Here is a 26124-nt window from a genome sequence, read left to right on the forward strand (position 1 = left end):
CTCAGCCGATGGCCATCAGGCTGGCATTGCCACCGGCAGCAGCCGTATTGGTGGACACTGAAACCTCCTCGACCAGCCAGTTCAGGCAATAGGCATCATCAACACCAAGCTCGTCACTGGAAGCCGCCTGAAGCAAGACCAGCGGACCGGGCAGGGCGGCAATGGATTTTGCCCGCTCGATAATCTGCTCCCCCTCGCCTTCCAGCAATGCGCCTGCGAACGGACCGGCCTCAGCCCAGCCTGACGTTTCAACAAAGCTGATACGGGCAAGCAGACCATCCGGCAGGCCCGCCAGCGCTTCGTGGAGACCAGCACTTGTATCGATGACGATGCTGTTGCCTGTCGCGAGCGCGCTGGCCATTTGCCGGTAAAGCCCTTGGCTGGTGCGGGGCAGCAGCAGAATGGTGCCACGCGGATGCAGCGCGTACAGATTGCGCTCGCCGACCGGCCCCAGCAGATCCTGAACCAACCCGACGGCGGAAAGGCTGCCGAGGTTGCGCGTTGCCTCCGCCGCTGCCGTTTCACCCTGCTCGTCAAGCCATTTGGCAAAATCCAGCAGGCCCGGATCGACATGAACCGAACTATGGTGCGGCGGCACCGGCGGCTTTTCAACCAGACGGCCCAGATAGAGCGGGCCACCAGCCTTCGGCCCGGTGCCGGACAGGCCACGACCACCGAACGGCTGTACGCCCACCACTGCACCAATCACATTGCGGTTGATGTAGAGATTGCCCGCCTTCACTCTGGATGTCACATGGGCAATGGTCTCATCCAGCCGTGTATGCAGGCCGAAGGTCAGGCCATAGCCGGTGGCATTGATCTGGTCGATCAGGCGATCGAGATCGTTGCGCCGGTAGCGCAGCACATGCAGGACCGGGCCAAATACTTCCCGCTTAAGATCGGACAATGCGCCGATCTCGATGATGGTCGGCGTAACAAAGGTGCCATGCTCCGTCCCCTCGCCCGCACCGATCTGCTCCAACGCCTTGCCCTTGGCGCGCATGGCGTCAATATGCGCCTCGATCACGCCCTTGGCCTCGGCGGTAATCACCGGGCCGATATCCGTGGACAGCCGGTCGGTGCGGCCCAAGGTCAGTTCATGCAGTGCGCCTTTCAGCATGGCAAGAATGCGATCCGCCACCTCCTCCTGAAGGCACAGAACCCGGAGCGCCGAACACCGCTGACCGGCGCTGTCGAAGGCAGACGCAATCACATCCGCAACCACCTGTTCGGCAAGCGCCGAGGAATCGACAATCATCGCGTTCTGGCCACCGGTCTCGGCAATCAGCGGGATCGGCCTGCCATTGGCCAGCAGACGCCCGGCAAGTTCCTTCTGGATCAGTTTGGCGACCTCAGTCGAGCCGGTAAACATCACGCCCGCCACCTGCGGCGAGGCCACCAGCGCCGCGCCGATCCGCCCGTCACCGGGCAGAAGCTGAAGGGCAGCAGCCGGAACGCCTGCCTGATGCAGCAGGCGTATGGCCTCAGCGGCAATCAGCGGTGTTTCCTCAGCGGGCTTGGCCAGAACCGGATTGCCTGCCACCAGCGCTGCCGCCACCTGTCCGGTGAAAATCGCCAACGGAAAATTCCAGGGGCTGATGCAGACGATCGGACCCAATGGCGCATATACCGGCCCCAGGGTCCGGCGCGCCTGCTCGGCATAGTAGCGCAGAAAGTCGATGGCCTCGCGCACCTCGGCAATCGCATTGGCCGCCGATTTGCCCGCCTCGCGCATGATCAGCCCCAGCAGCATCGGCAAGCGCGCCTGCATCAGGTCGGCGGCCTCGTCCAGCATCCGCGCCCGCTCTAAAGGCACCGTCTGCGCCCAGGTCTGCGCATGAAGCGCGGCATCGGCCACGGCCTGGCGAGCCTCTTCCTCGGTGGCTTCCCTGATAGCGCCGACCACATCACGGTGGTCGCCGGGATTGACGACAGGACGGACAGGCCCGGCACTTGTCCCCGCGATCAAAGCGGGCACCGCATCCCAAGACCCGAGTACGGTCTGGCGTAGGGTCTCCCCAAGCACCTGCAACACCGCTTCATTGCTAAGATCAAGGCCTGCGGAATTTTTGCGGCCTTCGAAAAGATCGGCGGGCAAGGCAATCCTGTCATGCTTTGCTCCCGGCTGCGCCATGGCGAGCACGGTTTCGGTCGGATCGGCAATCAACGCATCCACTGAGACAGTCGGATCGGCGATGCGGTTGACGAAGGAAGAATTGGCGCCATTTTCCAACAGGCGGCGCACCAGATAGGCCAGCAGCGTCTCATGCGTGCCCACAGGCGCGTAGATCCGGCAGGGGCGATCTAGCTTCGCCTTGCCCACGACTTCGTCATAGAGCGGCTCTCCCATGCCATGCAGGCACTGAAACTCGTAGGAGCCGGTTTTGAAATCCGGACCGGCCAGATGGTAGATCGCCGCCAGCGTCTGGGCATTGTGGGTGGCAAATTGCGGAAAGATCACATCCCGCGCCGCCAGCAGCTTTTTGGCACAGGCGATATAGGAGACGTCGGTGTGAACCTTGCGGGTATAGACCGGAAAATCCGCCAGCCCATCGACCTGCGCCCGCTTGATCTCGGCATCCCAATAGGCCCCCTTGACCAGCCGCACCATGATCCGGCGTTCTGCGCGGTGCGCAAGATCGATGATGAAATCCAGCACGAAGGGGCAGCGCTTGCCATAGGCCTGCACCACAAACCCCATGCCATCCCAACCCGACAAGGCCGGATCGAGGCAAAGGTCTTCCAGCAGATCCAGCGACAGTTCCAGCCGGTCGGCCTCTTCGGCATCGATATTGAGGCCAATATCATAGTGCTTGGCCAGCAGCGCCAGCGCCTTGACCTGTGGCAGCAATTCGCGCATCACCCGCTCGGCCTTGGTGCGGCTGTAGCGCGGATGCAGGGCTGACAGCTTGATGGAAATGCCGGGACCATCATAAATGCCGCGTCCCGCCGAAGCCTTGCCGATGGCATGGATGGCCTGCTGGTAATCCCGGAAATACCGCGCCGCATCGCCAGCCGTGGTCGCCGCCTCACCCAGCATGTCGTAGGAATAGCGAAAGCCCCTGGCTTCCAGCGGGCGGGCGCGTTTCAGCGCCTCCTCAATGGTTTCGCCGGTGACGAATTGCTCCCCCATCATCCGCATGGCCATATCGACACCCCGGCGAATGACCGGCTCACCACACCGGGCAATCAGCCGGGTCAGGGCTGCCGAAAGACCGCGATCATTGACGGTCGAGGTCAGCTTGCCAGTCACCACCAGTCCCCAGGTGGCCGCATTGACGAACAGCGACCGGCCACCGCCGAGATGGGCTTTCCAATCCCCCTCGGCAATCTTGTCGCGGATCAGCGCATCACGGGTGGCGTGGTCGGGAATGCGCAGCAGCGCTTCAGCGAGGCACATCAGCGCCACGCCCTCCTGGCTGGACAGCGAATATTCATGCACCAGCCCTTCAACGCCGCTGCCCCTGTGCTTGGCGCGCAGGGCTTCGATCAGTGTGCGGGCAGTACCCTCGACGGCGCGGCGCATGGCATCCGGCAAGCGTGCCGCCGCCAGCAGCGGTGACAGGCATTCCGGTTCTGGCCGGCGATAGGCAGCCGTGATCGCCTGGCGCAAAGGGCTTGGCTGACGTACCGGCGGCGCGAAAGCGGCAAAGATTGGCTCTGGAGAGGATGAAACGGCCTGCGATGCGACGGAAACGGTCTGGTTCATCACTGTTATCCTGGCTCGACGGAAATTTTGGCGATGACCGGATCATATCATGGGGCCAACAAAATCAGTGAACTTGAATTCATGGCCAATCTAGGTAAATTCTCTAAAATATCACGGATTTTCAGGAGATATGATGGTAAAAATGGAATTGGACAGTGGGATCGACCAATTCGATATGAAAATTGTCGAGGCGCTGTCGCAGGATGGCCGCATGTCGATTACCGACCTGTCCGAGCGGGTGGGACTGTCGAAAACACCCTGCCAGGTGCGCCTGAAACGGCTGATGGATGACGGCTATATTCTCGGCTTCCGCGCCGTGCTGGATGCCCGCAAATTCGGCCTCGACCACATCGCCTTCGCCGAGGTGAAACTGTCCGACACCCGTGAAACGGCATTGACGGAATTCAACACGGCGGTCCGCAAAATCCGGGAAGTGGAGGAGTGCCATATGATCGCCGGCGCCTTCGACTATCTGTTGAAGGTGCGCACCGGCGATATCCGTCGCTATCGGCAGGTTCTGGGTGAGAAGATCTCCAGCTTGCCGCATGTGGCGAGCACATCGACCTTCGTCGTCATGCAGGCGGTCAAGGAATATGGGCGGTAGAGCGCTTACGGCTTCCCGACCTTACTTATCAATGCACGGTGCCGGGCTGCGGATGGCTGTCGTCGAGAATGCGATAGACTTCGTAAAGGGCCTTGACGAGGACATCGGTGAGCGAATCGATTTCCTGGCTCAGAACCAGAGCCGCCAGGTTGGAGGTTTCGATGGTCGCTTCCGGTTCAAAATCGTCAGACATAGGCCTATCCTGTTTCCCCGGGATCATCCCGGCTTTCCGTTGGCGGCGACCAACGTCATCATGACGCGAAAAGACGCCGCAACACTGTCATTTTCTGCGGAGTTCGACCGGGTCAGCCATGACAGGCAGTCAAACTGCCGGATCAAAGCCGAAGACCGAGCCGGATCTCCAGGCTCTCCCGAAGGAACCTAAAAGCCGTCGCTTGCGTGGGACTGGATCGTCTCCTTTTTTCTGATCAGCCGCTGTCGCGGCACCCATCGGCCTTTTCTTGCGACTCAAATCACGTCACAAAAGGCGATGTTTACCCTTCCCGGCCTACACAGCTATGAACAGGAGATCAAGAAGAGCCGGTTTCGCGCCACCGCTTTTCCGATCTCCCATGAAAATGACATCCGTCCCCTTCTGGACCGCCAGTCCGATGCCACCGCCAACCACAATTGTTGGGCATGGCGGCTGGGGCAAACCTATCGCTTCAATGACGATGGCGAACCCTCCGGCACTGCGGGAAAACCGATCCTGCAAGCCATCGACGGCCAGACGCTGGATGGCGTGCTGGTCATCGTTACCCGCTGGTTCGGTGGCATTCTTCTGGGGAGTGGCGGCCTGATCCGGGCCTATGGCGGCACGGCGGCGCAATGCCTGCGGCAAGCCGAAAAGGTGGAAATCATTAACAGGACCACAAAGACCATCCGAATCGGCTTTGCCGATCTTGCGCTGGTCAAGGCCCGGCTTACCGCTATCGACGATCTGCTTGTCATCAAGGAGAGTTTTACCGATACCGGCGCCGAGTTGACCCTCGCCATCCCGGAGGAACGGCTGGACGCAACCCTCGGCATGATCGTTGACGTCAGCGCCGGACGGGTTCAGGTGCTCAAGGACGTGATTGGCGCGCTGTAAAGCTGCACACTGTCAACGGCGGCTATACCACCAATATAAAACCGGACGCACCAGCGACCCGAAGCGGGCGAGCAGCAGGAGCGTCATTCCGAAGACAATCTCCCGGCGGCCTTTTTGCAGCTGGCGAACGATGCGTGCCGCCACAGCATCCGCATTCCAGGGCTTGACCGTCCCCATAACCCTCTGTGCCTGAGGCGAGCGCAAGGGCAATTCTGCGGCAAGCTGCGGCGTATCGGTATCGGGCGGAAAACAGATCGCCACCGTCAGCTTCGTGCCAACCGCTTCCATGCGTAGCGAATCGGCCAGCCCCACCAGCGCCGCCTTGGAGGCGCAATAAGGACCGTAGCCATGCAGACCAATGAATGCGGCCCCGGAGGAAATCAACAGCATGGTGCCGCCCCGTGCGATCATCCCCGCCCACAAGGCTTTGATGGCGTGGATCGTGCCCATGACATTGATATCGAGTTGCTGGCGTGCATCGGCCACGTCCAAGGCTTCCATGCTGGCTGGATGAACGATACCCGCACAGGTCATCAGCAGATCGCAGGGTCCGAAACTATCCTCAGCAGCCCGCAAGGCGACTGACAAGGCGTGATAATCCGTTACATCCGCTGCATGAAGTCCGATATGTGAAAAACAGGATTGTGGTAGGCTGTCACGTGCTGTCTCAAGCCGCGCCAGTGAGCGGGCAACGAGACTGACCTTTGACCCAGCCAGCAGATAGGCTTTCGCCAAGGCCAGCCCGATCCCGCTCGATCCGCCGGTAATGATCACATGGCGCGGCGGGTTGCGGCTGTTCACGCTCTTGTCCTTCAGCGCTGCGCCAATTGCAGCATGACCTTCTGGACATCCATCGAGCCCATGCCGAAATTCTCGGCCTTCAACCGGTCCAGGATTTCCGCCACCTTATCGACGCTGCGGGTAATCTGGTCGGGCGTATGGGCGCTTGTGATGAAGAACCGCAGGCGCGCCAGGCCTTCCGGCACCGCCGGATAGATAATCGGCAAGGCATTGATGCCCGCCTCGAACAATTCATTCGACAGCTGCACGGCGCGCACCGAATCGGCAACAATCACAGGCACCACCGAGAACCCTTCGCTAAGCCCGGTATCCAGACCCCGCAGCTTGGCCTGCTCCAGGAAAAGCTGGCTGTTGCGACGCAAGGCCTCTACCCGGTCCGGTTCTTCGTCCAGTACGGAAAGGCTGGCGATGGCAGAAGCCGCCAGCGCTGGCGCCAGGCCGACACTATAGACAAAACCACCGGCCTGCGCCTTCAACAGCGTGATCAGCGCCTCGCTGCCGGCAACATAGCCGCCGCAGCTACAGGTGGTTTTCGACAGCGTCCCCATCCAGATATCGACATCGGCGGGATCGAGATTGAAATGTTCGAAAATGCCGTGGCCACGCTGTCCAAGCACGCCCAGTGAATGGGCCTCGTCCATCATCAGCCAGAAATTATACTGTTTTTTCAACGCAAGAAGACCCGGCAAATCGGCAACGTCTCCATCCATGGAGAAAATGCCCTCCGAGATCACCAGGATCCGTTCATGCAGGGGTGCAAGGCTTGCGAGAATGCGGTCCAGATCCGCCATGTCATTGTGCTTGAAGAAACGGCGATTGGCGCCCGACAGCTTGATGCCCGTCAGGGCGCTGTTGTGAATGAACTCGTCATGGATCACCAGGTCTTTCGGCCCCATCAGGCTGCCGATGGTCGTGACATTGGTGAGATAGCCGCTGACGAAACAGATGGCGTCCTCGGTCTGGTAGTTCTTGGCAAAGGCCTTTTCCAGCTCGGCATGAATGGTGCGCTCACCGGCAACGACCCGGCTTGCGGACGCCGAAATACCAAACTGGTCGATGGCGGTCATGGCGGCATCGCGAATGCGCGGATCGCTGTTCAAGCCGAGATAGTCATAGGAGGCAAAATTGTCGTAAGCGCGCCCGTCAATATCAGCCGTTGCCCCGGAGGCGCTCTCATGCGCCCGGTAAAACGGATTGGGCATATTCAGCTGCTCGCTGACAAGCTTCTGCATCACCACCTGCTTATATTCAGGCAGTTCGGCAAAACCAGGCTGGCTGCGCGACACGCTCTGCTGGCTGCGAGTGGCCCGGCTCCGGTCCACATCCTTTTGTACGCCACGCATACGGGCCAGCAGATCCTGACGCTTGTTCTCATTCATCCGCAGAAAACCCTAGAATTTTAGTCAGTCGTCTATAACCTATGCCGAACAGAATGATGTTTATCAACACAAACATGAACAGCAGCGTAACGGATAGCAAAAACTGGGCCAGTTTTACTGGCCCTGCCCGCTGTGGCGGCGATGCAGATCGTCCATAATCTTGCTGTCCTCAGGTGTCGCCTCGTCCTTGTCGCCCGTCCGCCCACGCAGGCTGACTTTTTCATAGAGGCGGCGCGTCAGGTCCCCGACAGTGGCGTTGTCGGCAAGGCTGCTGAGGGGAATGTCGAAGCCGGTATTCTGCTCGAAGTTCATCCCAAGCTCGACGGCCATCAGACTGTCCAGCCCGATATCCTTCAGCACGCTGTTCAGCCCGATGCTTTCCTTGGGCACCCGCAGCGTATCGGCAATTTCACCGGCAAGCACCGAAAATAGCACGTCCTGGGCCGCAGCCGGTGCCTTGCCATCAATCAGCGCCACCAGATCGATCTCGCCGCCCTCACCGCTGCCAACATGCTGGTTGCTGCGGCGCATGATCAGCGAAAACAAGGGTTCGTTGACCACGGCAAGTGAATGCGCGGCGGCCCAATCGAATTCGGAAATCATCGCCACCGCCGCATCGACCGAGCCGGTATCGGCAGCAATATAGCGCCCGACCGCTGACAGCGCATCGCGGGCATCGAGCGCCGTCTTGCCGATCCGGCGTCCAAGCCGTTCATTAACCTGCGCATTGCGGGCCAGATAACCGGCATCACCGATTGCTCCGAAACCGATGGCAAGACCAGCCAGTCCCTCGGTGCGGCGCGCCCGCGCCAAACCTTCCAGGAAGCCGTTGGCGGCGACATAATTGCCCTGGCCGGGATTGCCGACATAGGTGGTGATCGACGAAAACAGAATGAAATTGTCGATCCCGTCCTGCCGGGTCAACCGGTCAAGAAGTGCGGCTCCCTTGGCCTTGACGTCGATAACCGGCTGGTTTCGAGCCCGTGTCAGATTGGAGACGAAGGCATCGTCAAGCACCATGGCCGCATGAATAACGGTCTTCAACGGCGCAATGGCGCGCAGCTCAGTCAAAAGCGCCGACAAGGCCGCTTCGCTGGTCACGTCGCAGCCGCGAATATAGGCCGTCACGCCCTGCTTGGCCCAGCGGTCAACAACGGTTTGCGTCTCGGCATCAACCAGCCCGCGCCGCGTCGATAAGGCGATATGGCGCGCGCCCTGCTCTACCAGCCAATCGGCGGCGGCAAGGCCGAAACCGCCGATACCGCCGACCACCAGATGCATGCCATCCGCATCAACCGACATCCGGCGCGCCGACTTAACCGCCACGCGGTCACGGCCCGCAACCGGTGGCAGCACGACGATCTTGCCGATATGCCCAGCATTCTGCATCAGCCGGAAGGCATCGCCAATCTCGTCATGCTCGAAGGCGCGGAACGGCAGCGGCGTGAACACGCCCTGCTCGAACAAGCCACCGATTTCGGCCAGCATGCGGCGCGACAGATCGGGATGCAGGACCAGCAATTGGTCGGCGTCGATGCCGAAATAGCTGACATTGCGACGGAAAGGCCGCAGGCCGATCTTGCTGTCAGCGTAATAATCCCGCTTGCCAAGCTCCAGGAAGCGCCCGAACGGCTTGACCAGCGACAGGGATTTTTCCATCGCCTCGCCAAACAGCGAGTTCAACACCAGATCGACACCTTCGCCGCCGGTCACGTCAAGCACATCGCCGACAAAACCGAGCGAGCGGCTGTCGAACACATGGTCCGCCCCAAGCGTTTCCAGGAAGCGCCGCTTTTCGACGGTGCCTGCCGTGGCAATGATCTTGGCGCCGAAATGCCGGGCAACCTGCAAGGCGGCAAGCCCAACGCCGCCAGCGGCACCGTGAATAAGAATGGTTTCGCCCGGGCGCACCCGCCCAAGCTCGTGAATGGCATAATAAGCCGTCAGGAACACCACCGGAATGGTCGCTGCCGATACCGGGTCCACGCCATCCGGCAACTTGGCCACTCCAGCCCGCTCGACCTTAACATGGGTACCGAAAGCCGCAGCGGCAATCGCCATCACCTTGTCACCGACGATAAGATCGCTGACCTTTGAGCCGACAGCAACCACCTCACCGGCAAATTCCATGCCGATCGAGGCCCCGGCAAAGCCGTCTTCAAGCGCCTCTTCCGGCAGCAGGCCCATGGCCCACATCACGTCGCGGAAATTCAAGCCTGTCGCTGCGGTCTTCACCAGCACTTCGGTCGGTCCGATGGCTGGGACCGGGCAGCTTTCCCAGCGAATACTGGCAACCTGCGACGGCACCTGCTGGCGAATGACGGCTGCCTCGAATGAATCAGTACGCTGCGCCGTCAGCGGGGCAGGACCAGGCACGGCGCGAATCTCGGCCATCCGCCCGGTTTCCGGCTCCACCAGCCATTCGCGGTTTTCGCCCTTGTCGGCCAGCAGGCGCATGCCCCAGTCCAACATGATTTCCAGCGTATTGCTGGAGGGTCCGGTATCGACGACCTGCATGTCGAACAGGTCGAATTCGTTGCGCAACACACGGGCAAAGGCCCAGAGGCCTGCATTGACAGGCCCCGCATGGCTGGAACGGGTCAAGTCCTTGCCGGTAACGCCTGTGACAGGCGCGCCGCCGGGCAATACCAGAGTGACGGGAAGCCTCCTCACAGCATCAGGCGCCGATGCCGCAACATCGCCAAGCGCCATGGCCAGCGCGCTGAGAGCGCCGACCCGGTCCTGCAACAGCAGCGATCCATCCGCAGCCGCATCGGTATCGGGCATCAGCCAGACCATTCCGCCCAAGGCCGGTCCAGCCTTGCCCAGAGCGTCGGCCAGCATCGGCCGGTCCGTTTCAAAGCTGCCTGATAGGCACAACAAAGACACCTGGGAACCGCCCAGCGCTCTTGCTGCCGCCGAAAGCCGGGCAATATCCGCGGTTTTTTCATGGACAATGATCACCGGTCCCCTGGCCGCAACCTCGTCTACCGACCCGTTATCCTGACGCGAACCAGACTCTGGCTCAGGAACGTCAGTCCGGCCCTGGGCTTCCGCCACGATGAGGCTGCCACCATCCGTCTGCAATTGCCGGGCATGGACCGCGGCAAAACCAGCCTGTTGCAGGGACTTCGTCCAGTCTTCGCTACCGCCAATCCGACCGAGCGGAAATTCCTCTGAAACCGTCCTGTCGAACCAGCCTTCCAGCAGACCGAAGGCGAAATCATTGAACAGGTCGGGCGCTGGCTGCACGGCGACAAGCCGACGGGCCGAGGCCAAGACGCCATGGCTGAGCCGCGCCAACATGTCACCATCCAGCAAGCGACCAAGATCGGCATGGGCGCTGGCAATCAGGTCGACCGGCGCTTTCAGGAGCGAAAGCTGATCCAGCCCCTTTGCGTCAACGACAGTAACGCGCGGATCGGCCTCGAAAGACAGTTCCAGATTGCGGCGCAGGCCTGCCTCAGGCTCAAAAATCACCAGATTGCCGCCAGCCGCCCGAACCAGATCGGCGAGCTTGCGGCTGAGATGAAGTGAGCTGGCGCCAAGCTCGACCACCAGCGGCGGAGCATCGGCATCCAGCGTCGAGAGACAGTCGATCACTGCCTTCAACAACACCCCATGGCGCTCGGTGGCGAGCGTGGAATGAACGGCGAAATGATCCAGCGTCGCTTCGCTGATCACCCCATTCCAATCCAGACCGTCGTCCACGGCCCCGGCAGGCTGATCGAGCGCTGCATTGACAGCGGTCAGCACGTCATTGATCATCACCAGTTCAACGGTACGTTCCGGGAAATCCCGGTAGAGTTCCCGGATCAGTTCAAAAGCGGGCGGAAGATCGCTGCCGTCTTCAAGCGTCCAAATGCAATCCGCATACTGGGCAAAGCCGCTATCGGTTAGACTGTGCAGGGCATTGGCCAAGAACCGCCGCAACCGCACATCGCCCGGTAGATCGACCAGTGACACGCGCCGGTCTTGACCGGCGAGGCGCTCGGCAAGCGCATAGAAAGCGCTGAGCACGCAGGCATGGATCAGCACCGTGGCATTGTCCAGGTCGCGCTCCTGGCATGCGAAAACGTCGCCCAACGGCGCGACCAGGGCCGCACCCGGATCTTTCACCAGGGGTACCGCGATGGTTTCATAATGATAGGCAAGGCCATCAAGCGTCTTGTGCTGTTTCAGATAGGTGCGGCGGAACCGGCTATCGCTCAAGGTGGCGATCCGCTCGCCGGTCTCGCCGAACAGATGGAAATTGGCCTTGATCGAGCTGTCGCTGATCCGCTCGATCTCGATTACTGCCCGATGGACGGCAACACCGAGAACCCGCGTGCGGACACGTCCGAAGCGCACGGGAATATACGGCGCTCCGCCCTGCTCGCCGCTGAAGCGGCCAAACAGCGCCACCAGCCCGTGGAACATCGCATCCACCGACATCGGATTGAGATTGTAGCGCAGCAACGGGTGGCCCGGCGCCGCTGCCGGTTTCAGGAACACTTCGACAAGCCGCTCGCCATGGCAGATCGCCTTTTCCAGCAATTGGAAGCGCGGCCCATAATCCAGGCCGAAATTGCGCGCCGTCCGGTAGGCGGCAGATTTATCCAGCTCCGATGTCGGGCTGGACAAGTCGAAATCAACCGCATCGTCCAATTCGGAGGCGGTGAGCTTGCGAACCCGGGCAACCGCATTGACCGTCCAGTCGTCATCGCTCAGCCGCTCGCGTGAGCGGATCTGAAGATCGCCGGTCGCAGAAGAAATCAGCGTGGAAAGCTCAACGATCCGGCTTTCGCTCAATTCCAATGGCCGCAGGATCTCGACATTGCTGATCTCAAGCTGATCGGAGCCGAAATGCGCCTGCGCCGCAGAAATGGCAATTTCCACAAAACCGCTGCCCGGCAAAATGGCGCGGCCATCGACAACATGTTCGGCCAGATCCGGAAACAGATGGGCGTCGAGATGGTTTTTCCAATGGCCGCCATTCAAATCGACCCGCCAGCCGCTCAACCGATAGGCCGACTGATCGAAACGGCCATAGAGATCGACGCGGTCGCTGGTTGGCTCCGGTCGCAGATCCGCCCGCTCGAAAGGCACGCCCGGCAAGACGATATCGGCGCGGCGCGGACCGAAGACCTTGGCCTCATCCACCTTGGCGCCACTGGCGACAGCGCGCGCCAAAGCCCGCGCCACTGGGTCAACCGTCTCATCCAAAGCCTCACGGCTGAGGCTGGCACTGACGGCAACCGTAGACGACACATGCTGCGCCGTTTCCGACACATAGCCGCCTAGGATCGCACGCGGAGAAATTTCAACGAACACGCTGCAACCAAGCGCGATGGCCGCTTCCGTCGCCCCTTGGAACTGCACCGGCTGGCGGACATTCTTCCACCAGTAATCCGAGGTCAGTGCAATCCCCTCAAGCTGTTCACCCGTCACCGTGGAGATGAACGGAAGAGTGGTCTGGCGCGGGGTAATCAGCGGCGGATCGGCAGAAAAAGCAGCCTTCGCCTTATCGATCAGCGGATGATGGAAAGGATAGTCGATATCCAGCACCTGGGCTGGAACCCGCTGCTTGCGGGCATGTTCCCTCAGCGCCCGGATCGCGTCTTCACGACCCGAGACAGTCACCGAATTGGGCGCATTGATCGCAGCAATCGTCAGGTCATCAAAGCCAAGCTCGGCCAGCATGGCGCGCGCATCGGCCTCGCCGAGTTTCAGGGCGGCCATCGTGCCTTCACCGGCAAGCACCGCCTGATGCTGCGACCGTTTGGCGATAACGCAGACGGCATCCTTCAACGACAGCGCACCCGATACATAGGCCGCAGCGACTTCGCCGACCGAATGGCCGTAGACGGCATCCGGCACCAGACCGGCAGTTTGCAGCGCATCCGACAGCGAGGCCTGGATGGCAAACAGCATGGGCTGGGCAAGCCTGGTATCCTTCAATCTGACTTCCAGATCCGGATCGGTCAAGGCAGCGACGAGATCAAGTGCCGAATGCGCCGTAAACAGCGCGGCGATCCGCTCATAGCTCTCGCGGAAGCGGGCGTTTGCCCGGTAGGCATCGAGACCCATGCCCGCCCATTGGGCGCCATTGCCGGAAAACACGAAGGCAAGCTTGCCGTTGCGCGACGAGGCTTCACCAATTTCACCGCCGGTCTTGGCCGTGGCAAGCCGTTCCCGCACCGCCTTGACGATGGCATCCGCACTGCCACTGGCAACGAACCGGTGACGAAGCGGCGCACGGTTGGAAGCGGCAGCCGAGATCAGGTCTTCCAGATCACCATCGCTGTCTGCCGCTGCAAAGGCCTTGTCATAGCTGTCCAGCAACGCTTTCAGGCTGTCCTGAGAATGGGCGCTGGCCATGAACAGGCGACCGGCACCGGCTGGATTAGCCGCGCCTGAGGCCAAATCAGGCGCCAAATCAGATATCTGGGGATCGGCAATCACCACATGGGCATTGGCGCCGCCAAAGCCAAAGGAGTTGATCCCGGCAAGGCGCGGCAAGCCATCGCGTGCCAATGCCACCGCTTGCGAGGCAACCCGGACATTCAGGCCATCGAAATCAATCGTGTCATTCGGCTCGTTGAAATGCAGCGAGGCTGGCAGCAGATCGTGCTGCAAGGCCATCATCGCCTTCATCACGCCAAGCAGGCCGGATGCGGGTTCGGTGTGGCCGATGTTGGTTTTGATCGAACCGATCCAGACCGGCTCCTTGCGGCGCTGGCCGATGACCGTGCCAAGCGACCAGACTTCCGCGGGATCGCCGACCTTGGTGCCGGTGCCATGGCCTTCGATAAAGGCCAGCCGATCCGGGTCGAGACCATTGCCGTCATAGACGGCGCGCAGCAGAACGGCCTGCGCTTCGCGCGACGGCAGCGAAATGCCGTTGGTGCGCCCGGCAGCATTGGTGCCGCTGGCAACGATGGTCGCGTGACTGCGGTCGCCTTCGCGCCGGGCTTTCTCGCTGGAGCGCAGCACCAGCACGGCACCGCCTTCGGAGCGAACATACCCGATACCGTCATTGGCATAGGCCTTGCACAAACCGTCGATCGACAGCATCCGCGCCTGCGCGAAACCGACGAAAGGCAGCGGATGAACCAGCACGTTGACACCAGCAACGATCGCTGTGTCAACTTCGCCCGAAGCAATGGCGCGCACCGCGTGATCGAGCGCGACCAGCGAGGACGAACAGGCCGTATCCACCGTCATGCTCGGACCATTCAGGCCGAAGACATGCGAGATACGGTTGGAGACCACCGAGAGCGTATTGCCGGTCATGAAATGCGGGCCGGGACCGGCGGGATCTTCCGCCGCCAGATTGGCATGGTCAAAACTGGATGCGCCGACATAGACCGCGACATTCTGCCCGGACAGACTATTGGCGGGAATATTGGCATCTTCCAGCGCCCGCCAGGTCAATTCCAGCAGGATGCGCTGCTGCGGGTCCATAAAGGCGGCTTCACGCCGTGACATGCCGAACAGGGCGGGATCGAACTGATAGATTCCATCCATCACACCGGCAGCGAAAGTGTAATATTTTCCAGGCGTGCCAATTTCGGGATGCCAATAGCGCGCAATATCCCAACGATCCCCGGGCAAGGTCGAGACAGTGCATGCGCCGGAACGCAAAAGATCAAACAGTTCTTCGGGAGACGTGGCTCCCGGCGCGGCGCAGGCGCGCCCTATAATCTCTACTGTCATCTATTCTTACGGATCTCAACAGTTTAGCGAGGTCTGATAGCCTTTCAGATGTCCTCAGATATAATTGTCCTTCACTTAGAGAAGCGACATAGGGGCGTCAATCAGGATTCACATAGGCAGGCCTCCGCCTCATGAAAGAAAAACGCCGGAAACTTATGGGGCATAACGATTTTTTTAACCTGATGAGAGGTGAAAGCCAGAGAGAAACCCGCCCCGCAAACCACTTCCCTTCGGCAGGATATGAGAGCGGAAACCAGCATGTCCGTTCCGAATTTCCTCTTAAAATGAGCAGGTTATCCGATACCGTTCTTGCCTTGGTCCTCATGGACGATTTCGTCGTTTCTTGACAAAAAGGATGACGGTTTCAGACTTTTGAAAGGAAGCCGCCAAATTGCAATGCTGGTATCGACGTCCACCTGAACAAACATTCCCAACAGGGAGATACGATTCGTGACAGCGCAAACCCGGTCTGCGCTTGCAACTCTAATCGATTTAAGAGAGTTTTCGCGCAATCGGAGGATTACGGACATGCAGCAAGGATTTTTCACCAGGGAACGTCTGGCCGTTTCACTGTTGTTCCTGATGAACGGCTTCATCATTGGTTCCTGGGCGCCCAAAGTGCCTGAATTTGCCCGCCATCTCGACCTGAGCGAAGCACAGCTCGGTCTAATGATCCTTGTTCTGGGGCTGGGTTCTCTCGCCTGCATGCCGGTGGCCGGTGCCCAGATCGCCCGTTTCGGCTCGCGGCGGGTGACGCTGGCCTGCGCGCTGATTTTCCTACCGACCCTGCTGCTGCTGACACTTGCCCCCAATGTTCCCCTGGCGGCCCTGGCGATTTTCCTGTTTGGCGGCTTCATGGGCGCCATGGATGTGGCGATGAATGCCAATGCGGTCGAGACAGAAAAGCAGATGGGGCGCTCGATCATGTCGTCCTGCCATGCCTTCTGGAGCCTCGGCGGCCTGATTGGCGCCAGCATAGGCGGCCCGCTGCTGGCCATGGCTGGATCGACGGCGCATAGCCTTGTTGCAACTGTCCTTGCTGCCGTGATGCTGTTTGTCGCCTGGCCGATCACCCTTCGCGACCCGCCCCATCCCGATGCCGAACACCACAAGGCCCGTCTGCCGACGACGCCACTGCCCTGGCTTCTCGGCCTCGTCGCGCTGTTTTGCATGATTCCGGAAGGCGCCGTGCTCGACTGGGGCGCCTTTTATCTGCGCAATGAACTGAGCGGCTCCATTGCCACATCAAGCTATGCCTATGCCGGCTTCTCCTTGACCATGGCGATCATGCGCTTTGCCGGCGACATCGTCCGCGACAGGCTGGGGGCGGTGAAAACCATGCGGCTCTGCGCTGTGATCGCCATGATCGGCACGGCCATTGCTGGCTTTGCGACCGATCCATGGACCGCCGTCATCGGCTTTGCCATCATGGGCATCGGCATTTCCAACCTGGTCCCCATCGCCTTTTCTGCCGCCGGCAACCTGCCGGGCATGGCACCGGGCGTCGGCCTGTCGGTGGTCAGCGCCATGGGCTATTCGGGTATTCTGGTGGCGCCATCACTGATTGGTTTTATCGCCGAACATACGTCACTGGCCCTGGTGTTTCGCGTGCTCCCAGCTCTGATCCTGGTTGCCCTGCTGCTCTCTGGCCTTGCCCGACATGCCGACCGGCCCAAAGTTTGATCGACACGCACCACTGTCACGATGTTGACAAGCGACCATGATTGATCCACCTGAAAGCGAATTATCCGCAAGATCGGGATGACCACCATGGCGCCAGCCGAAGATTTTGACCCGAAACCACGCCGCGCATCCGTGGCCGTCGATGTCGGCGGCGTCATTGTTGGCGGCGGCGCGCCTGTCGTCGTCCAGTCGATGACCAATACGGACACAGCCGATATCGACGGCACGGTGGCGCAGGTCGCAGCCCTGCATAAAGCTGGATCGGAAATCGTCCGCATCACAGTGGACCGCGATGAGAGTGCGGCCGCCGTGCCGAAAATCCGCGACCGTCTGGTGCGGCTCGGCCTTGATGTGCCGCTGGTCGGTGATTTCCATTATATCGGCCACAAGCTTCTGGCCGATCATCCTGATTGTGCCGAAGCGCTGGCCAAATACCGGATCAATCCGGGCAATGTCGGTTTCAAGGACAAGAAGGACAAACAATTCGCCGATATCGTCGAAATGGCGATCCGCTATGACAAGCCGGTCCGCATCGGCGTCAACTGGGGCTCGCTCGACCAGGAATTGCTGACCCAGTTGATGGACGAGAACCAGGCCAAGGGCTTTCCGCTCTCGGCCCGGCAGGTGACCCGTGAAGCGATCTGCCAATCCGCGCTTCTATCTGCCGAACTGGCCGAAGAGATCGGGCTTTCGCGCAACCGCATCATCCTGTCGGCCAAGGTCAGCCAGGTGCAGGATCTGATCGCTGTCTATTCCATGCTGGCTTCGCGCTCCGACCACGCATTGCATCTTGGCCTAACGGAAGCAGGCATGGGCTCGAAAGGCATTGTCGCCTCATCGGCGGCCATGGGTTATGTGCTGCAACAGGGCATCGGCGACACCATCCGCGTTTCACTGACGCCGGAGCCGAACGGCGACCGGACCCGCGAAGTGCAGGTGGCACAGGAACTGTTGCAGGTCATGGGCTTTCGCCAGTTCATCCCCGTCGTTGCTGCCTGTCCGGGTTGTGGGCGCACCACGTCCACAGTGTTCCAGGAGTTGGCGCAGAAGATCCAGAGCGACATCCGCAAGAACATGCCGGTCTGGCGGGAAAAATACCCTGGTGTGGAAGGCCTGAATGTCGCGGTCATGGGCTGCATCGTCAATGGCCCGGGGGAAAGCAAGCATGCCGATATCGGCATTTCCCTGCCCGGCACCGGCGAAAACCCGGCGGCACCGGTGTTTATCGACGGTGAGAAGGCGTTGACGTTGCGTGGTCCGAAAATCGCCGAGGATTTCGAGGCCCTGGTGATCGACTATATCGAAAAACGCTACGGTCAGCGATCGGCGGCGGAGTAAGAAACCCGTTCTGTCAGCAAGCAGTTCTGTAGCAGGTGGCATGTTTTCTTCATATTGCCGCAATTGCTATGTTCAGGATGAAATGAACCTACGGAGCCCTATCCCGATGCTGAAGAAATTCGTCCTTCTTGCCCTGACTGCCACCTATTTGAGTGCCTGCACCACCACAGATCCCTATACGGGCGAACAGAAAATGTCGAACACCGCCGGTGGCGCGATGATCGGCGCGGGCCTCGGCGCGCTCGGCGGCCTGGCGGTCGGCGGCGGCGGTCATGGCAAGCGCAATGCCGCCCTGATCGGCGCTGGCATCGGTGCGCTGGCAGGCGGCGCCATCGGCAGCTATATGGACAATCAGGAATCCGAACTGCGCGCCCAGCTTCAAGGCACCGGCGTGTCCGTCACCCGTCAGGGCGACCGGATCATCCTCAACATGCCGTCCAACATCACCTTCCCGACCGATCAGGACCAGGTGTTGCCGCCGTTCTACCCAACGCTGAATTCGGTCGCCATCGTGCTGAAGAAGTTCAACCGCACCCTGGTCGATGTCAACGGCCATACCGACTCGACCGGCGGCTTGCAGCACAATCAGGATCTGTCGCAGCGCCGCGCCGAATCGGTGCTGAACTATCTCGGCTCGCAGGGAGTCGATCCGCGCCGCATGTCGGCCATGGGCTTTGGCCCCAGCCAGCCGATTGCCACCAATGCTACACCACAAGGCCGCGCTCAGAACCGTCGCGTCGAAGTGGCGATTTCGCCGCTCAAGGACAATTGATCGCTGCCAAGGCAACACCCCATTCAAAGACAAAGAAAGCCGCCGAAAGGCGGCTTTCTTGCTACAAGCTGGCCTGTCACAAGCTGGTCGTCAGCATTTTAACGCCCGCCACGCCGAACAGAAGCGCAAGAACCCCGTCCACATAGCGCCGGCTGGCCCTGTAGACCTGCACGGCGCGAGCGGTCGAAAACACCAGCGCGTAGCCGCAAAAGACTGTAAAACCGGTCGTCAAGCAGCCACCCACTACAAGAACGACAGACCCCAGCGACGCATCCACTGGCACGCCCAGCGAAATAATTGCCAGCCAGCCGAAAATCGCTTTCGGATTGGTCAAGTGAATGAGATAGCCGCGCAGAAAGAGCGCCCTGTGCCGGTCCTGCTTGACCGTCCCGACCTGCTCACCGGTCGACTGCTGTTTCCTCAAAGCAGACAAGCCCGCCTTGATGGCGAGATAAAAAAGATAAAGCCCGCCAGCGATTTTCAGCAGGATAAGGGCGTGGCCATAGTGATGCAGCAAGGCGGCAAGGCCAAAGGATGCAGCCATTGCCCAGGTGAAAGAGCCTGCAAATATGCCAAGCGCAATCACCAGACCCGCCTTGCGCCCTTGCGATATGGCCGTCGAGATAATCGCCATATTCGCCGGGCCGGGGCTGATCACCGCCACCAGATAGACGAGATAGGCGGAGAAGAACTGCGCAAAATGATCGGCAATCATGTCAGGCGCTTTCGCGAGAGAATAACGGTCACTGAGCCCTAAAACACCAAACCGGAATGCGCACCCGAAAACCTGTCACAGTGGCAATTCAATTCCTGCGATTGGCGACAAAACGGGCGGCAGCCATCAACACTGCGGCGCGTTCGCCATAGGGAGCCAGCAAGCCGACCGCCTGATCGACCAGCCGGTCCAGCTCGGCTTCCGCCCAGGTCTGGCCCTTCAGGCCAACCAATGTCCCCTTGCCGCGCCCGGCATCCTTGCCCGTCGCCTTGCCCATGGTGGCCGCATCAGCCGTCAAATCGAGGAGATCGTCGGCAAGCTGGAAGGCCCGGCCGATCAACTCGCCGAATTGGCGAAGCCGCTGCCGGTCCTCCTGGGATGCCCCGGCAATCACTGGTCCAGCCTCGCAGGCAAAGCGCAACAGTGCACCGGTTTTCATCGCCTGCAATGTCACGATGCCAGCCTCATCAGGAGCCTGTTTCTCCGCAGCCAGATCCAGCGCCTGCCCGCCCGCCATGCCGCCAAGCCCGGCAGCCCGCGCCAGCGCCAGAACAAGCGCGGTCTTGGCAGCGTCGGGTAGCGTGGTTTGTGGCGCGGCAATGATCTCAAAGGCAAAGGTCAGCAGGCTGTCACCTGCCAGAATGGCCGTCGCCTCGTCAAAGGCGATATGCACAGTTGGCTGACCACGGCGCAGATCGTCGTCATCCATGGCGGGCAGATCATCATGGACAAGCGAGTAGCAATGCAGGCATTCCAGCGCAGCGCCAACCCGAAGAGCCGCATCGTCCTGGCCGCGAAACAGCCGGACGCTTTCCACCACCAGAAATGGCCGCAGCCGCTTGCCGCCGTTTAACACAGCGTGGCGCATTGCTGCCAGCAATTGACAGGGCCTGGCGATTTCATCCGATAGCGGCTCAGGCTGCAAAAGCTCGGTCAGCAGCGCCTGGACGCGCGTGGCTGTATCGCGGAGATGATCGTCAAACATCGCATGCCTCAGGTTTGCCGGCTGCTCTTTGCCATGCGCCCTCAGAAGGTGCAAGATACAATGAGTATTGGGGACTATCTGTGGGGTATCGGCCCGCCAAAGTGCCTTGGTCTGGCGCTTAGCCTTATTCACGGCTAAGAAAACAAATGCGCAAATCAAGCAGGCGTCGGGGCAGGTGACAGGATTGACGACGGACAACGCACCTGATGCTATCGACCCTCTGGACGCAACCGTGCCCGGGCAAGACGAGCACCTCGACCAGGAGGGCGAAAAAGGAGACTGGCGGCCGGTGCTGCATCGAATAGCCAAGGCACTGCTTGCTGTTGCCCTTTTGCCTTTCGCGCTGATGGCGCTCTATCTGCTGCCCTTCATTCACCCGCCCTCCACCTTGATGCTGGCCGACCTCGTTCTGTTTCGCGGCTATGACAGGCAATGGGTGCCGCTGGAGCGTATATCGCCCAACCTGATCCGCGCTGTGATGATGTCGGAAGACGGGCAATTCTGTAGCCATAGCGGCGTCGACTGGGTGCAGATGCGCTCAGTGATCGACGATGCGCTGGATGGCGAGGAAACCCGCGGCGCCAGCACCATCACCATGCAGACAGTGAAAAACCTGTTTTTATGGAACAGCCGGTCCTTCATCCGCAAGGGCATGGAAATTCCCCTGGCGCTCACCGCCGACAAGGTCTGGTCGAAACGCCGGACCATGGAAATTTACCTCAATATCGCCGAATGGGGGCCGGGCATTTACGGCGCCGAGGCAGCGGCGCTGCACCATTTCAAAATCCCGGCCGCCAGGCTTTCAGCCCGCCAGGCCGCCCTGCTCGCGGTTTCGCTGCCAAATCCCATTGATCGAAATGCTGGCAAGCCTGGCCCCGGTCTACGGCGGCTCGCTGCCATGGTGGAGCGCCGCGCTCGGGGCGCCGATCCATATATCAGCTGCATTGATAAGTGATGTCAAAACTTGGCATTGGCTTGAGCTGTATGTGCCGGTTAAGATTGCCGGACATTTCAGGAGATAAAACCGATGACAGACCTAACCCTTTATATTGCCAACAAGAATTATTCCTCCTGGTCGTTCCGGCCCTGGATTGCTCTGACCGCAGCCGGGATCGGTTTCAAAGAGGTGCTGATCCGCTTCGACTTTCCAGCCGGCAATCCCGGCATCAAGGCCATATCCCCGTCCGGCCAGGTGCCTGTCCTCGTGCATGGTGACGTGAAGGTCTGGGAATCGCTGGCCATTATCGAATATGCCGCCGAGCTTTTCCCCGATGCCGACATCTGGCCATCGGCCTCCTCGGACAGGGCCGTGGCCCGAGCAATTTCGTTCGAAATGCTGGCTGGCTTCAGGGCGATGCGCAATGCCTGCCCGATGAATTTCCGCCGCTCGCCACAGACGCTTTCTTTCAGTCCTGAGACACAGGCAGCGGTGATGGCGGATGTCTCCCGCATCGAAACCATCTGGCGCGAGCAACTGGCCCGTTCCGGTGGTCCTTTCCTGTTTGGTGCCTTCAGCGCTGCGGATGCCATGTATGCACCTGTGGTCAACCGTTTTTCAGCCTATCAACTGACCTCTGATCCGGTTAGTCTTGGCTATATGGATCGCATGCAGGCCCATCCCGCCTGGATCAAGTGGCGCGATGCTGCCCTGGCTGAACCCTGGATCGTGCCGGAGGACGAGGCCTGAACCGATTGCCCGATGCCCGCAAAGGCCGGGCAGCACCGGCGTTTTGCGACCGCACGATGACAAAAAAATCCCGCCGGGGACTGGTCAAACCCCTGGGCGGCATGTATAAGGCCGCCAAATTCGAAGATCGGATGAGTGATTGTTCGGCTCCAAAAGGGCCGGTTCATCGGTTTTCGACCGTCACGTGGAGTAATTAAAATGGCTGTACCAAAAAGAAAAACAAGCCCGTCCAAGCGCGGTATGCGCCGTTCTGCCGACGGTCTGAAGGCTCCGACCTATGTCGAAGACAAGAATTCCGGCGAACTGCGCCGTCCGCACCATATCGATCTGAAGACAGGTATGTATCGCGGCCGTCAGGTTCTGACACCGAAGGAAAGCGCATAAGCGTTTTCTATCTGACTATATTAAAAAGGCCGGTTTTTCCGGCCTTTTTCTTTGCCATTTTCTGGTGAAGACCGCCTGCTTGCCGTGACCTTCACAGATATTACAAACCGCGCGGTGCAGGAAAACACCCCTGCACCACGCCGTTGCGGCACCAATTGTCAGAGCTTGTCGAGCTTGGTTTGCAGATTGCGCAACTGCTCTTTCAGATCATCGATATCCTTGGTTTCCGGCCGCTTCGTCTCGCGGGCTGGCGTCGGCGTCATGAAGGGCGAAAACATCTGCATGGCCTGGTGGAACATCTCGGTATTGCGCTTGACCTGCTCCTCCATCAGCTGGATCGGTGCCTGTAAATTCTTGGCAAGCGGTGTCTCACCGAAAGCGCGGGTCATCTGGTCGCGCATCTGGGATTGCTGTTCGGTAAAGGCTTTCATCGAATGTTCGAGAAAGCTTGGCACCACCATCTGCATTTGATCGCCGTAATAGCTGATCAACTGGCGCAGGAAGGAAATCGGCAGCAACGTATTGGTGGTCTTGGCTTCCTGTTCGAAAATAATCTGGGTCAGGACGGAATGGGTAATATCCTCGCCGGACTTTGCATCCTGTACGGTGAACTCCTCGCCCTTTTTTACCATCTTGGCCAGATCTTCCAGCGTCACATAGGTACTGGTCCCCGTGTTGTAGAGGCGGCGATTGGCATATTTCTTGATGATGATTTCGCCATCGGTCTTGGCCATTGTGTCTCCTAACCCGGCTTATGTCGTTATTATTGCTCTTCCCTGAGAGGGAAGTGTAATCGCAAATCGACGGGCGTGACAATCTCTTTGTGCGTCGCGGGATCGCGCTATCGAAAGCAGCGATAGCCATCCGCTGAAATGCAACCAAAGACTGAAATTTCCCAATGCTTTGAGTTTGACTTCTCGGGGAAGCTTTGACAGTCTCAGCCGCAGCAAAGAACACTATCGAGGAGATACCCATGTCTACGCCTTCCATCGTCATTGCCAGCGCGGCTCGAACGGCAGTTGGCTCTTTCAACGGGGCTTTTGCCAACGTTGCCGCGCATGATCTGGGTGCGACCGCGATCAAGGCCGTGCTGGAACGCGCAGGCATCGAGGCCGCCGAAGTCGATGAAGTGATCCTCGGCCAGATCCTGACGGCCGGCCAGGGCCAGAACCCCGCCCGCCAGGCCGCCATGAAGGCTGGCATTCCGCAGGAAAAAACCGCCTGGGGCCTGAACCAGCTCTGCGGCTCCGGCTTGCGCGCCGTGGCACTCGGCATGCAGCAGATCGCCACCGGCGACGCCTCGATCATCATCGCAGGCGGCCAGGAATCCATGTCGCTTGCCCCCCACTGCGCCCATTTGCGCGCTGGCACCAAGATGGGCGACATGAAAATGATCGACACCATGATCAAGGACGGCCTGACCGATGCCTTCTACGGCTATCACATGGGTGTCACCGCCGAAAATGTTGCCCGCCAGTGGCAACTGACGCGCGACGAGCAGGACACCTTTGCGGTTGCCTCGCAAAACAAGGCCGAAGCCGCCCAGGCAGCAGGACGGTTCAAGGACGAAATTGTCCCTGTCACCGTGCCGGGCCGCAAGGGCGATGTGATCGTCGATGCTGATGAATATATCCGCGCAGGTGCAACACTGGACAGCATGACCAAGTTGCGTCCGGCTTTCGACAAGGAAGGCACCGTCACCGCCGGGAATGCATCCGGCATCAATGACGGGGCCGCCGCCGCCCTGCTGATGACCGAAGCTGAAGCCGTCCGCCGCGGCATCCAGCCCTTGGCACGCATTGCCTCCTGGGCAACGGCTGGCGTCGATCCGAAGATCATGGGCACAGGTCCCATCCCTGCATCCCGCAAGGCGCTTGAAAGGGCTGGCTGGAGTGTGAACGATCTCGACCTGGTCGAGGCCAACGAAGCCTTTGCCGCCCAGGCCTGCGCCGTCAACAAGGATCTTGGTTGGGATACGTCGATCGTCAATGTCAATGGCGGCGCCATTGCCATCGGTCACCCGGTCGGGGCATCCGGCGCCCGTATTCTCAACACCCTGCTGTTTGAAATGAAACGGCGTGGCGCAAAGAAGGGTCTGGCGACCCTGTGCATCGGTGGTGGCATGGGCGTTGCCATGTGCATCGAAGGCCTCTGAGGCTATCGAGCCAGAAGCCCGATGGGCAGCCATCGGGCTTTGATATCGTAAACGGTGAGGGTATCGCCTGATTACCCCCTTTCCTTTTGCCGGATGGAATTAACGGAGCTGGTTTCAGCAGCGGACCGCATGCGCACCGCCAGAACAATAAACGAGCCAGGAACCGACCCGGTCATATTTTACCTGCATCATTCCAGTTCAATGCTTCCGGCGTCAAACCGTAGTGAAGGGTCGCTTCCTGTGCATTTCGCAGGAGTACCCATTGAATCGTGGGGATGTTACTCCGTGCCCCCTAGGGTACGGAGAGGCGCAACACAAGAAAACACTTATTGAGAGGAGACTGGAATGAGCAGGGTAGCTTTGGTAACCGGCGGAACGCGTGGTATCGGCGCAGCGATTTCAACGGCATTGAAGGCGGCTGGATACACTGTTGCTGCCAATTATGCTGGCAATGACGAGGCCGCAAAGGCATTTGAAGCCGAAACTGGCATTGCGGTCTTCAAATGGGACGTCTCCTCCTACGAGGCCTGCAAGCAGGGCATTGCCGCCGTCGAGGCAGCCCTTGGGCCGGTTGAAGTCCTGGTCAACAATGCGGGCATTACCCGCGATGCCATGTTCCATAAAATGACGCCTGAGCAGTGGAATGATGTGATTGGCACCAATCTGACCGGTCTGTTCAATGTTACCCACCCGGTCTGGACGGGCATGCGCGACCGCAGCTTTGGCCGCGTCATCAACATTTCCTCCATCAACGGCCAGAAAGGCCAGATGGGCCAGGCCAATTATTCCGCCGCCAAGGCTGGCGATCTCGGCTTTACCAAGGCTCTTGCCCAGGAAGGTGCGGCGAAGAATATTACCGTCAATGCGATTTGCCCGGGCTATATCGGCACGGAAATGGTCCGGGCGATCCCGGAAAAAGTCCTGAACGAGCGGATCATTCCACAAATTCCGGTCGGACGCCTCGGCGAACCGGAAGAAATTGCCCGCATCGTGGTGTTTCTGGCTTCCGATGACGCCGGTTTCATCACCGGCTCGACGATTTCCGCCAATGGTGGCCAGTTCTTCGTCTGATACCCTGGCCTAATATCCAAAAAAAGCCGCCGGATCGCTCCGGCGGCTTTTTA

19 protein-coding genes are annotated in these 26124 nt (G+C 60.0%); 11 read left to right on the forward strand and 8 right to left on the reverse strand.

Annotation, left to right across the window (positions count from 1 at the left end; genetic code table 11):
- Nucleotide 1: 1 nt before the first annotated feature.
- Nucleotides 2-3709, reverse strand: a complete 3708-nt coding sequence (gene putA / locus G6L01_RS16095; RefSeq protein ID WP_070166247.1) for a trifunctional transcriptional regulator/proline dehydrogenase/L-glutamate gamma-semialdehyde dehydrogenase — start codon at nucleotides 3707-3709, stop codon at nucleotides 2-4.
- 133 nt (nucleotides 3710-3842) lie between these two features.
- On the opposite strand from putA, the gene G6L01_RS16100 reads away from it, so the two are divergent.
- Entirely contained in the window at nucleotides 3843-4313 is a 471-nt protein-coding gene (locus tag G6L01_RS16100; RefSeq protein WP_070166276.1) for an Lrp/AsnC family transcriptional regulator, read from the forward strand.
- Between the two features lie 28 nt (nucleotides 4314-4341).
- On the opposite strand, the gene G6L01_RS16105 is transcribed toward G6L01_RS16100, so the two are convergent.
- Nucleotides 4342-4506: a hypothetical protein gene (locus tag G6L01_RS16105; RefSeq protein WP_085946601.1), complete on the reverse strand. Its 165-nt coding sequence runs from the start codon at nucleotides 4504-4506 to the stop codon at nucleotides 4342-4344.
- Between the two features lie 297 nt (nucleotides 4507-4803).
- On the opposite strand from G6L01_RS16105, the gene G6L01_RS16110 reads away from it, so the two are divergent.
- A complete protein-coding gene (locus G6L01_RS16110) occupies nucleotides 4804-5403 on the forward strand; it encodes an IMPACT family protein (protein ID WP_070166246.1) in 600 nt (199 codons plus the stop codon).
- Nucleotides 5404-5415: 12 nt separating this feature from the next.
- Here G6L01_RS16110 and G6L01_RS16115 read toward each other — a convergent pair whose 3' ends face one another.
- The 3 genes from G6L01_RS16115 to G6L01_RS16125 all read right to left on the reverse strand — a co-directional run bounded on the left by G6L01_RS16115 (nucleotide 5416) and on the right by G6L01_RS16125 (nucleotide 15281).
- A complete protein-coding gene (locus tag G6L01_RS16115; protein ID WP_070166245.1) occupies nucleotides 5416-6204 on the reverse strand; it encodes an SDR family NAD(P)-dependent oxidoreductase in 789 nt (262 codons plus the stop codon).
- Between the two features lie 11 nt (nucleotides 6205-6215).
- Complete coding sequence (locus G6L01_RS16120) at nucleotides 6216-7583, reverse strand: aminotransferase class I/II-fold pyridoxal phosphate-dependent enzyme (protein WP_070166244.1); 1368 nt, start codon at nucleotides 7581-7583, stop codon at nucleotides 6216-6218.
- Nucleotides 7584-7697: 114 nt separating this feature from the next.
- The gene (locus G6L01_RS16125) at nucleotides 7698-15281 is read right to left on the reverse strand and encodes a type I polyketide synthase (protein ID WP_156584666.1); all 7584 of its coding nucleotides are present in this window, start codon (nucleotides 15279-15281) and stop codon (nucleotides 7698-7700) included.
- A gap of 131 nt (nucleotides 15282-15412) precedes the next feature.
- On the opposite strand from G6L01_RS16125, the gene G6L01_RS16130 reads away from it, so the two are divergent.
- From G6L01_RS16130 to G6L01_RS16145, 4 genes are all read left to right on the forward strand, one after another.
- Nucleotides 15413-15628, forward strand: a complete 216-nt coding sequence (locus G6L01_RS16130) for a hypothetical protein (protein ID WP_143116640.1) — start codon at nucleotides 15413-15415, stop codon at nucleotides 15626-15628.
- Nucleotides 15629-15809: 181 nt separating this feature from the next.
- Complete coding sequence (locus tag G6L01_RS16135) at nucleotides 15810-16964, forward strand: MFS transporter (RefSeq protein ID WP_070166241.1); 1155 nt, start codon at nucleotides 15810-15812, stop codon at nucleotides 16962-16964.
- An 87-nt stretch (nucleotides 16965-17051) separates the two neighbouring features.
- Nucleotides 17052-18302: a flavodoxin-dependent (E)-4-hydroxy-3-methylbut-2-enyl-diphosphate synthase gene (gene ispG, locus G6L01_RS16140; protein WP_070166275.1), complete on the forward strand. Its 1251-nt coding sequence runs from the start codon at nucleotides 17052-17054 to the stop codon at nucleotides 18300-18302.
- Between the two features lie 106 nt (nucleotides 18303-18408).
- On the forward strand, nucleotides 18409-19074 hold the full coding sequence (locus tag G6L01_RS16145) for a YiaD family glycine zipper/OmpA-like lipoprotein (protein ID WP_070166240.1): 666 nt from the start codon (nucleotides 18409-18411) through the stop codon (nucleotides 19072-19074).
- A 76-nt stretch (nucleotides 19075-19150) separates the two neighbouring features.
- On the opposite strand, the gene G6L01_RS16150 is transcribed toward G6L01_RS16145, so the two are convergent.
- Complete coding sequence (locus G6L01_RS16150) at nucleotides 19151-19789, reverse strand: LysE family translocator (RefSeq protein WP_070166239.1); 639 nt, start codon at nucleotides 19787-19789, stop codon at nucleotides 19151-19153.
- Between the two features lie 88 nt (nucleotides 19790-19877).
- The gene (locus G6L01_RS16155) at nucleotides 19878-20774 is read right to left on the reverse strand and encodes a polyprenyl synthetase family protein (protein WP_070166238.1); all 897 of its coding nucleotides are present in this window, start codon (nucleotides 20772-20774) and stop codon (nucleotides 19878-19880) included.
- A 289-nt stretch (nucleotides 20775-21063) separates the two neighbouring features.
- On the opposite strand from G6L01_RS16155, the gene mtgA reads away from it, so the two are divergent.
- The 3 genes from mtgA to rpmF all read left to right on the forward strand — a co-directional run bounded on the left by mtgA (nucleotide 21064) and on the right by rpmF (nucleotide 22845).
- Nucleotides 21064-21729, forward strand: a complete 666-nt coding sequence (gene mtgA / locus G6L01_RS16160) for a monofunctional biosynthetic peptidoglycan transglycosylase (protein WP_087729567.1) — start codon at nucleotides 21064-21066, stop codon at nucleotides 21727-21729.
- A 72-nt stretch (nucleotides 21730-21801) separates the two neighbouring features.
- The gene (locus tag G6L01_RS16165) at nucleotides 21802-22461 is read left to right on the forward strand and encodes a glutathione S-transferase family protein (protein ID WP_070166237.1); all 660 of its coding nucleotides are present in this window, start codon (nucleotides 21802-21804) and stop codon (nucleotides 22459-22461) included.
- A gap of 198 nt (nucleotides 22462-22659) precedes the next feature.
- Nucleotides 22660-22845 carry a 50S ribosomal protein L32 gene (rpmF, locus tag G6L01_RS16170; protein WP_007604390.1) on the forward strand — a complete coding sequence of 62 codons (186 nt, stop codon included), beginning with the start codon at nucleotides 22660-22662 and terminating at the stop codon, nucleotides 22843-22845.
- A 158-nt stretch (nucleotides 22846-23003) separates the two neighbouring features.
- Here the strand turns inward: rpmF and phaR are convergent, their stop codons facing one another.
- Nucleotides 23004-23579, reverse strand: coding sequence for a polyhydroxyalkanoate synthesis repressor PhaR (gene phaR / locus G6L01_RS16175; RefSeq protein ID WP_015917562.1), 576 nt, complete (start codon nucleotides 23577-23579; stop codon nucleotides 23004-23006).
- Nucleotides 23580-23818: 239 nt separating this feature from the next.
- Between phaR and G6L01_RS16180 the strand changes: the two genes are divergently transcribed.
- Together G6L01_RS16180 and phbB are read left to right on the forward strand one after the other, a co-directional pair.
- Nucleotides 23819-25000 (forward strand): acetyl-CoA C-acetyltransferase, encoded by a 1182-nt coding sequence (locus G6L01_RS16180; RefSeq protein WP_070166235.1) that lies wholly within the window; start codon nucleotides 23819-23821, stop codon nucleotides 24998-25000.
- Nucleotides 25001-25345: 345 nt separating this feature from the next.
- The gene (gene phbB / locus G6L01_RS16185) at nucleotides 25346-26071 is read left to right on the forward strand and encodes a beta-ketoacyl-ACP reductase (RefSeq protein ID WP_070166234.1); all 726 of its coding nucleotides are present in this window, start codon (nucleotides 25346-25348) and stop codon (nucleotides 26069-26071) included.
- The last annotated feature ends 53 nt before the right edge of the window (nucleotides 26072-26124 follow it).

The organism is Agrobacterium vitis, assembly GCF_013337045.2.
GTDB lineage: Bacteria > Pseudomonadota > Alphaproteobacteria > Rhizobiales > Rhizobiaceae > Allorhizobium > Allorhizobium vitis_B.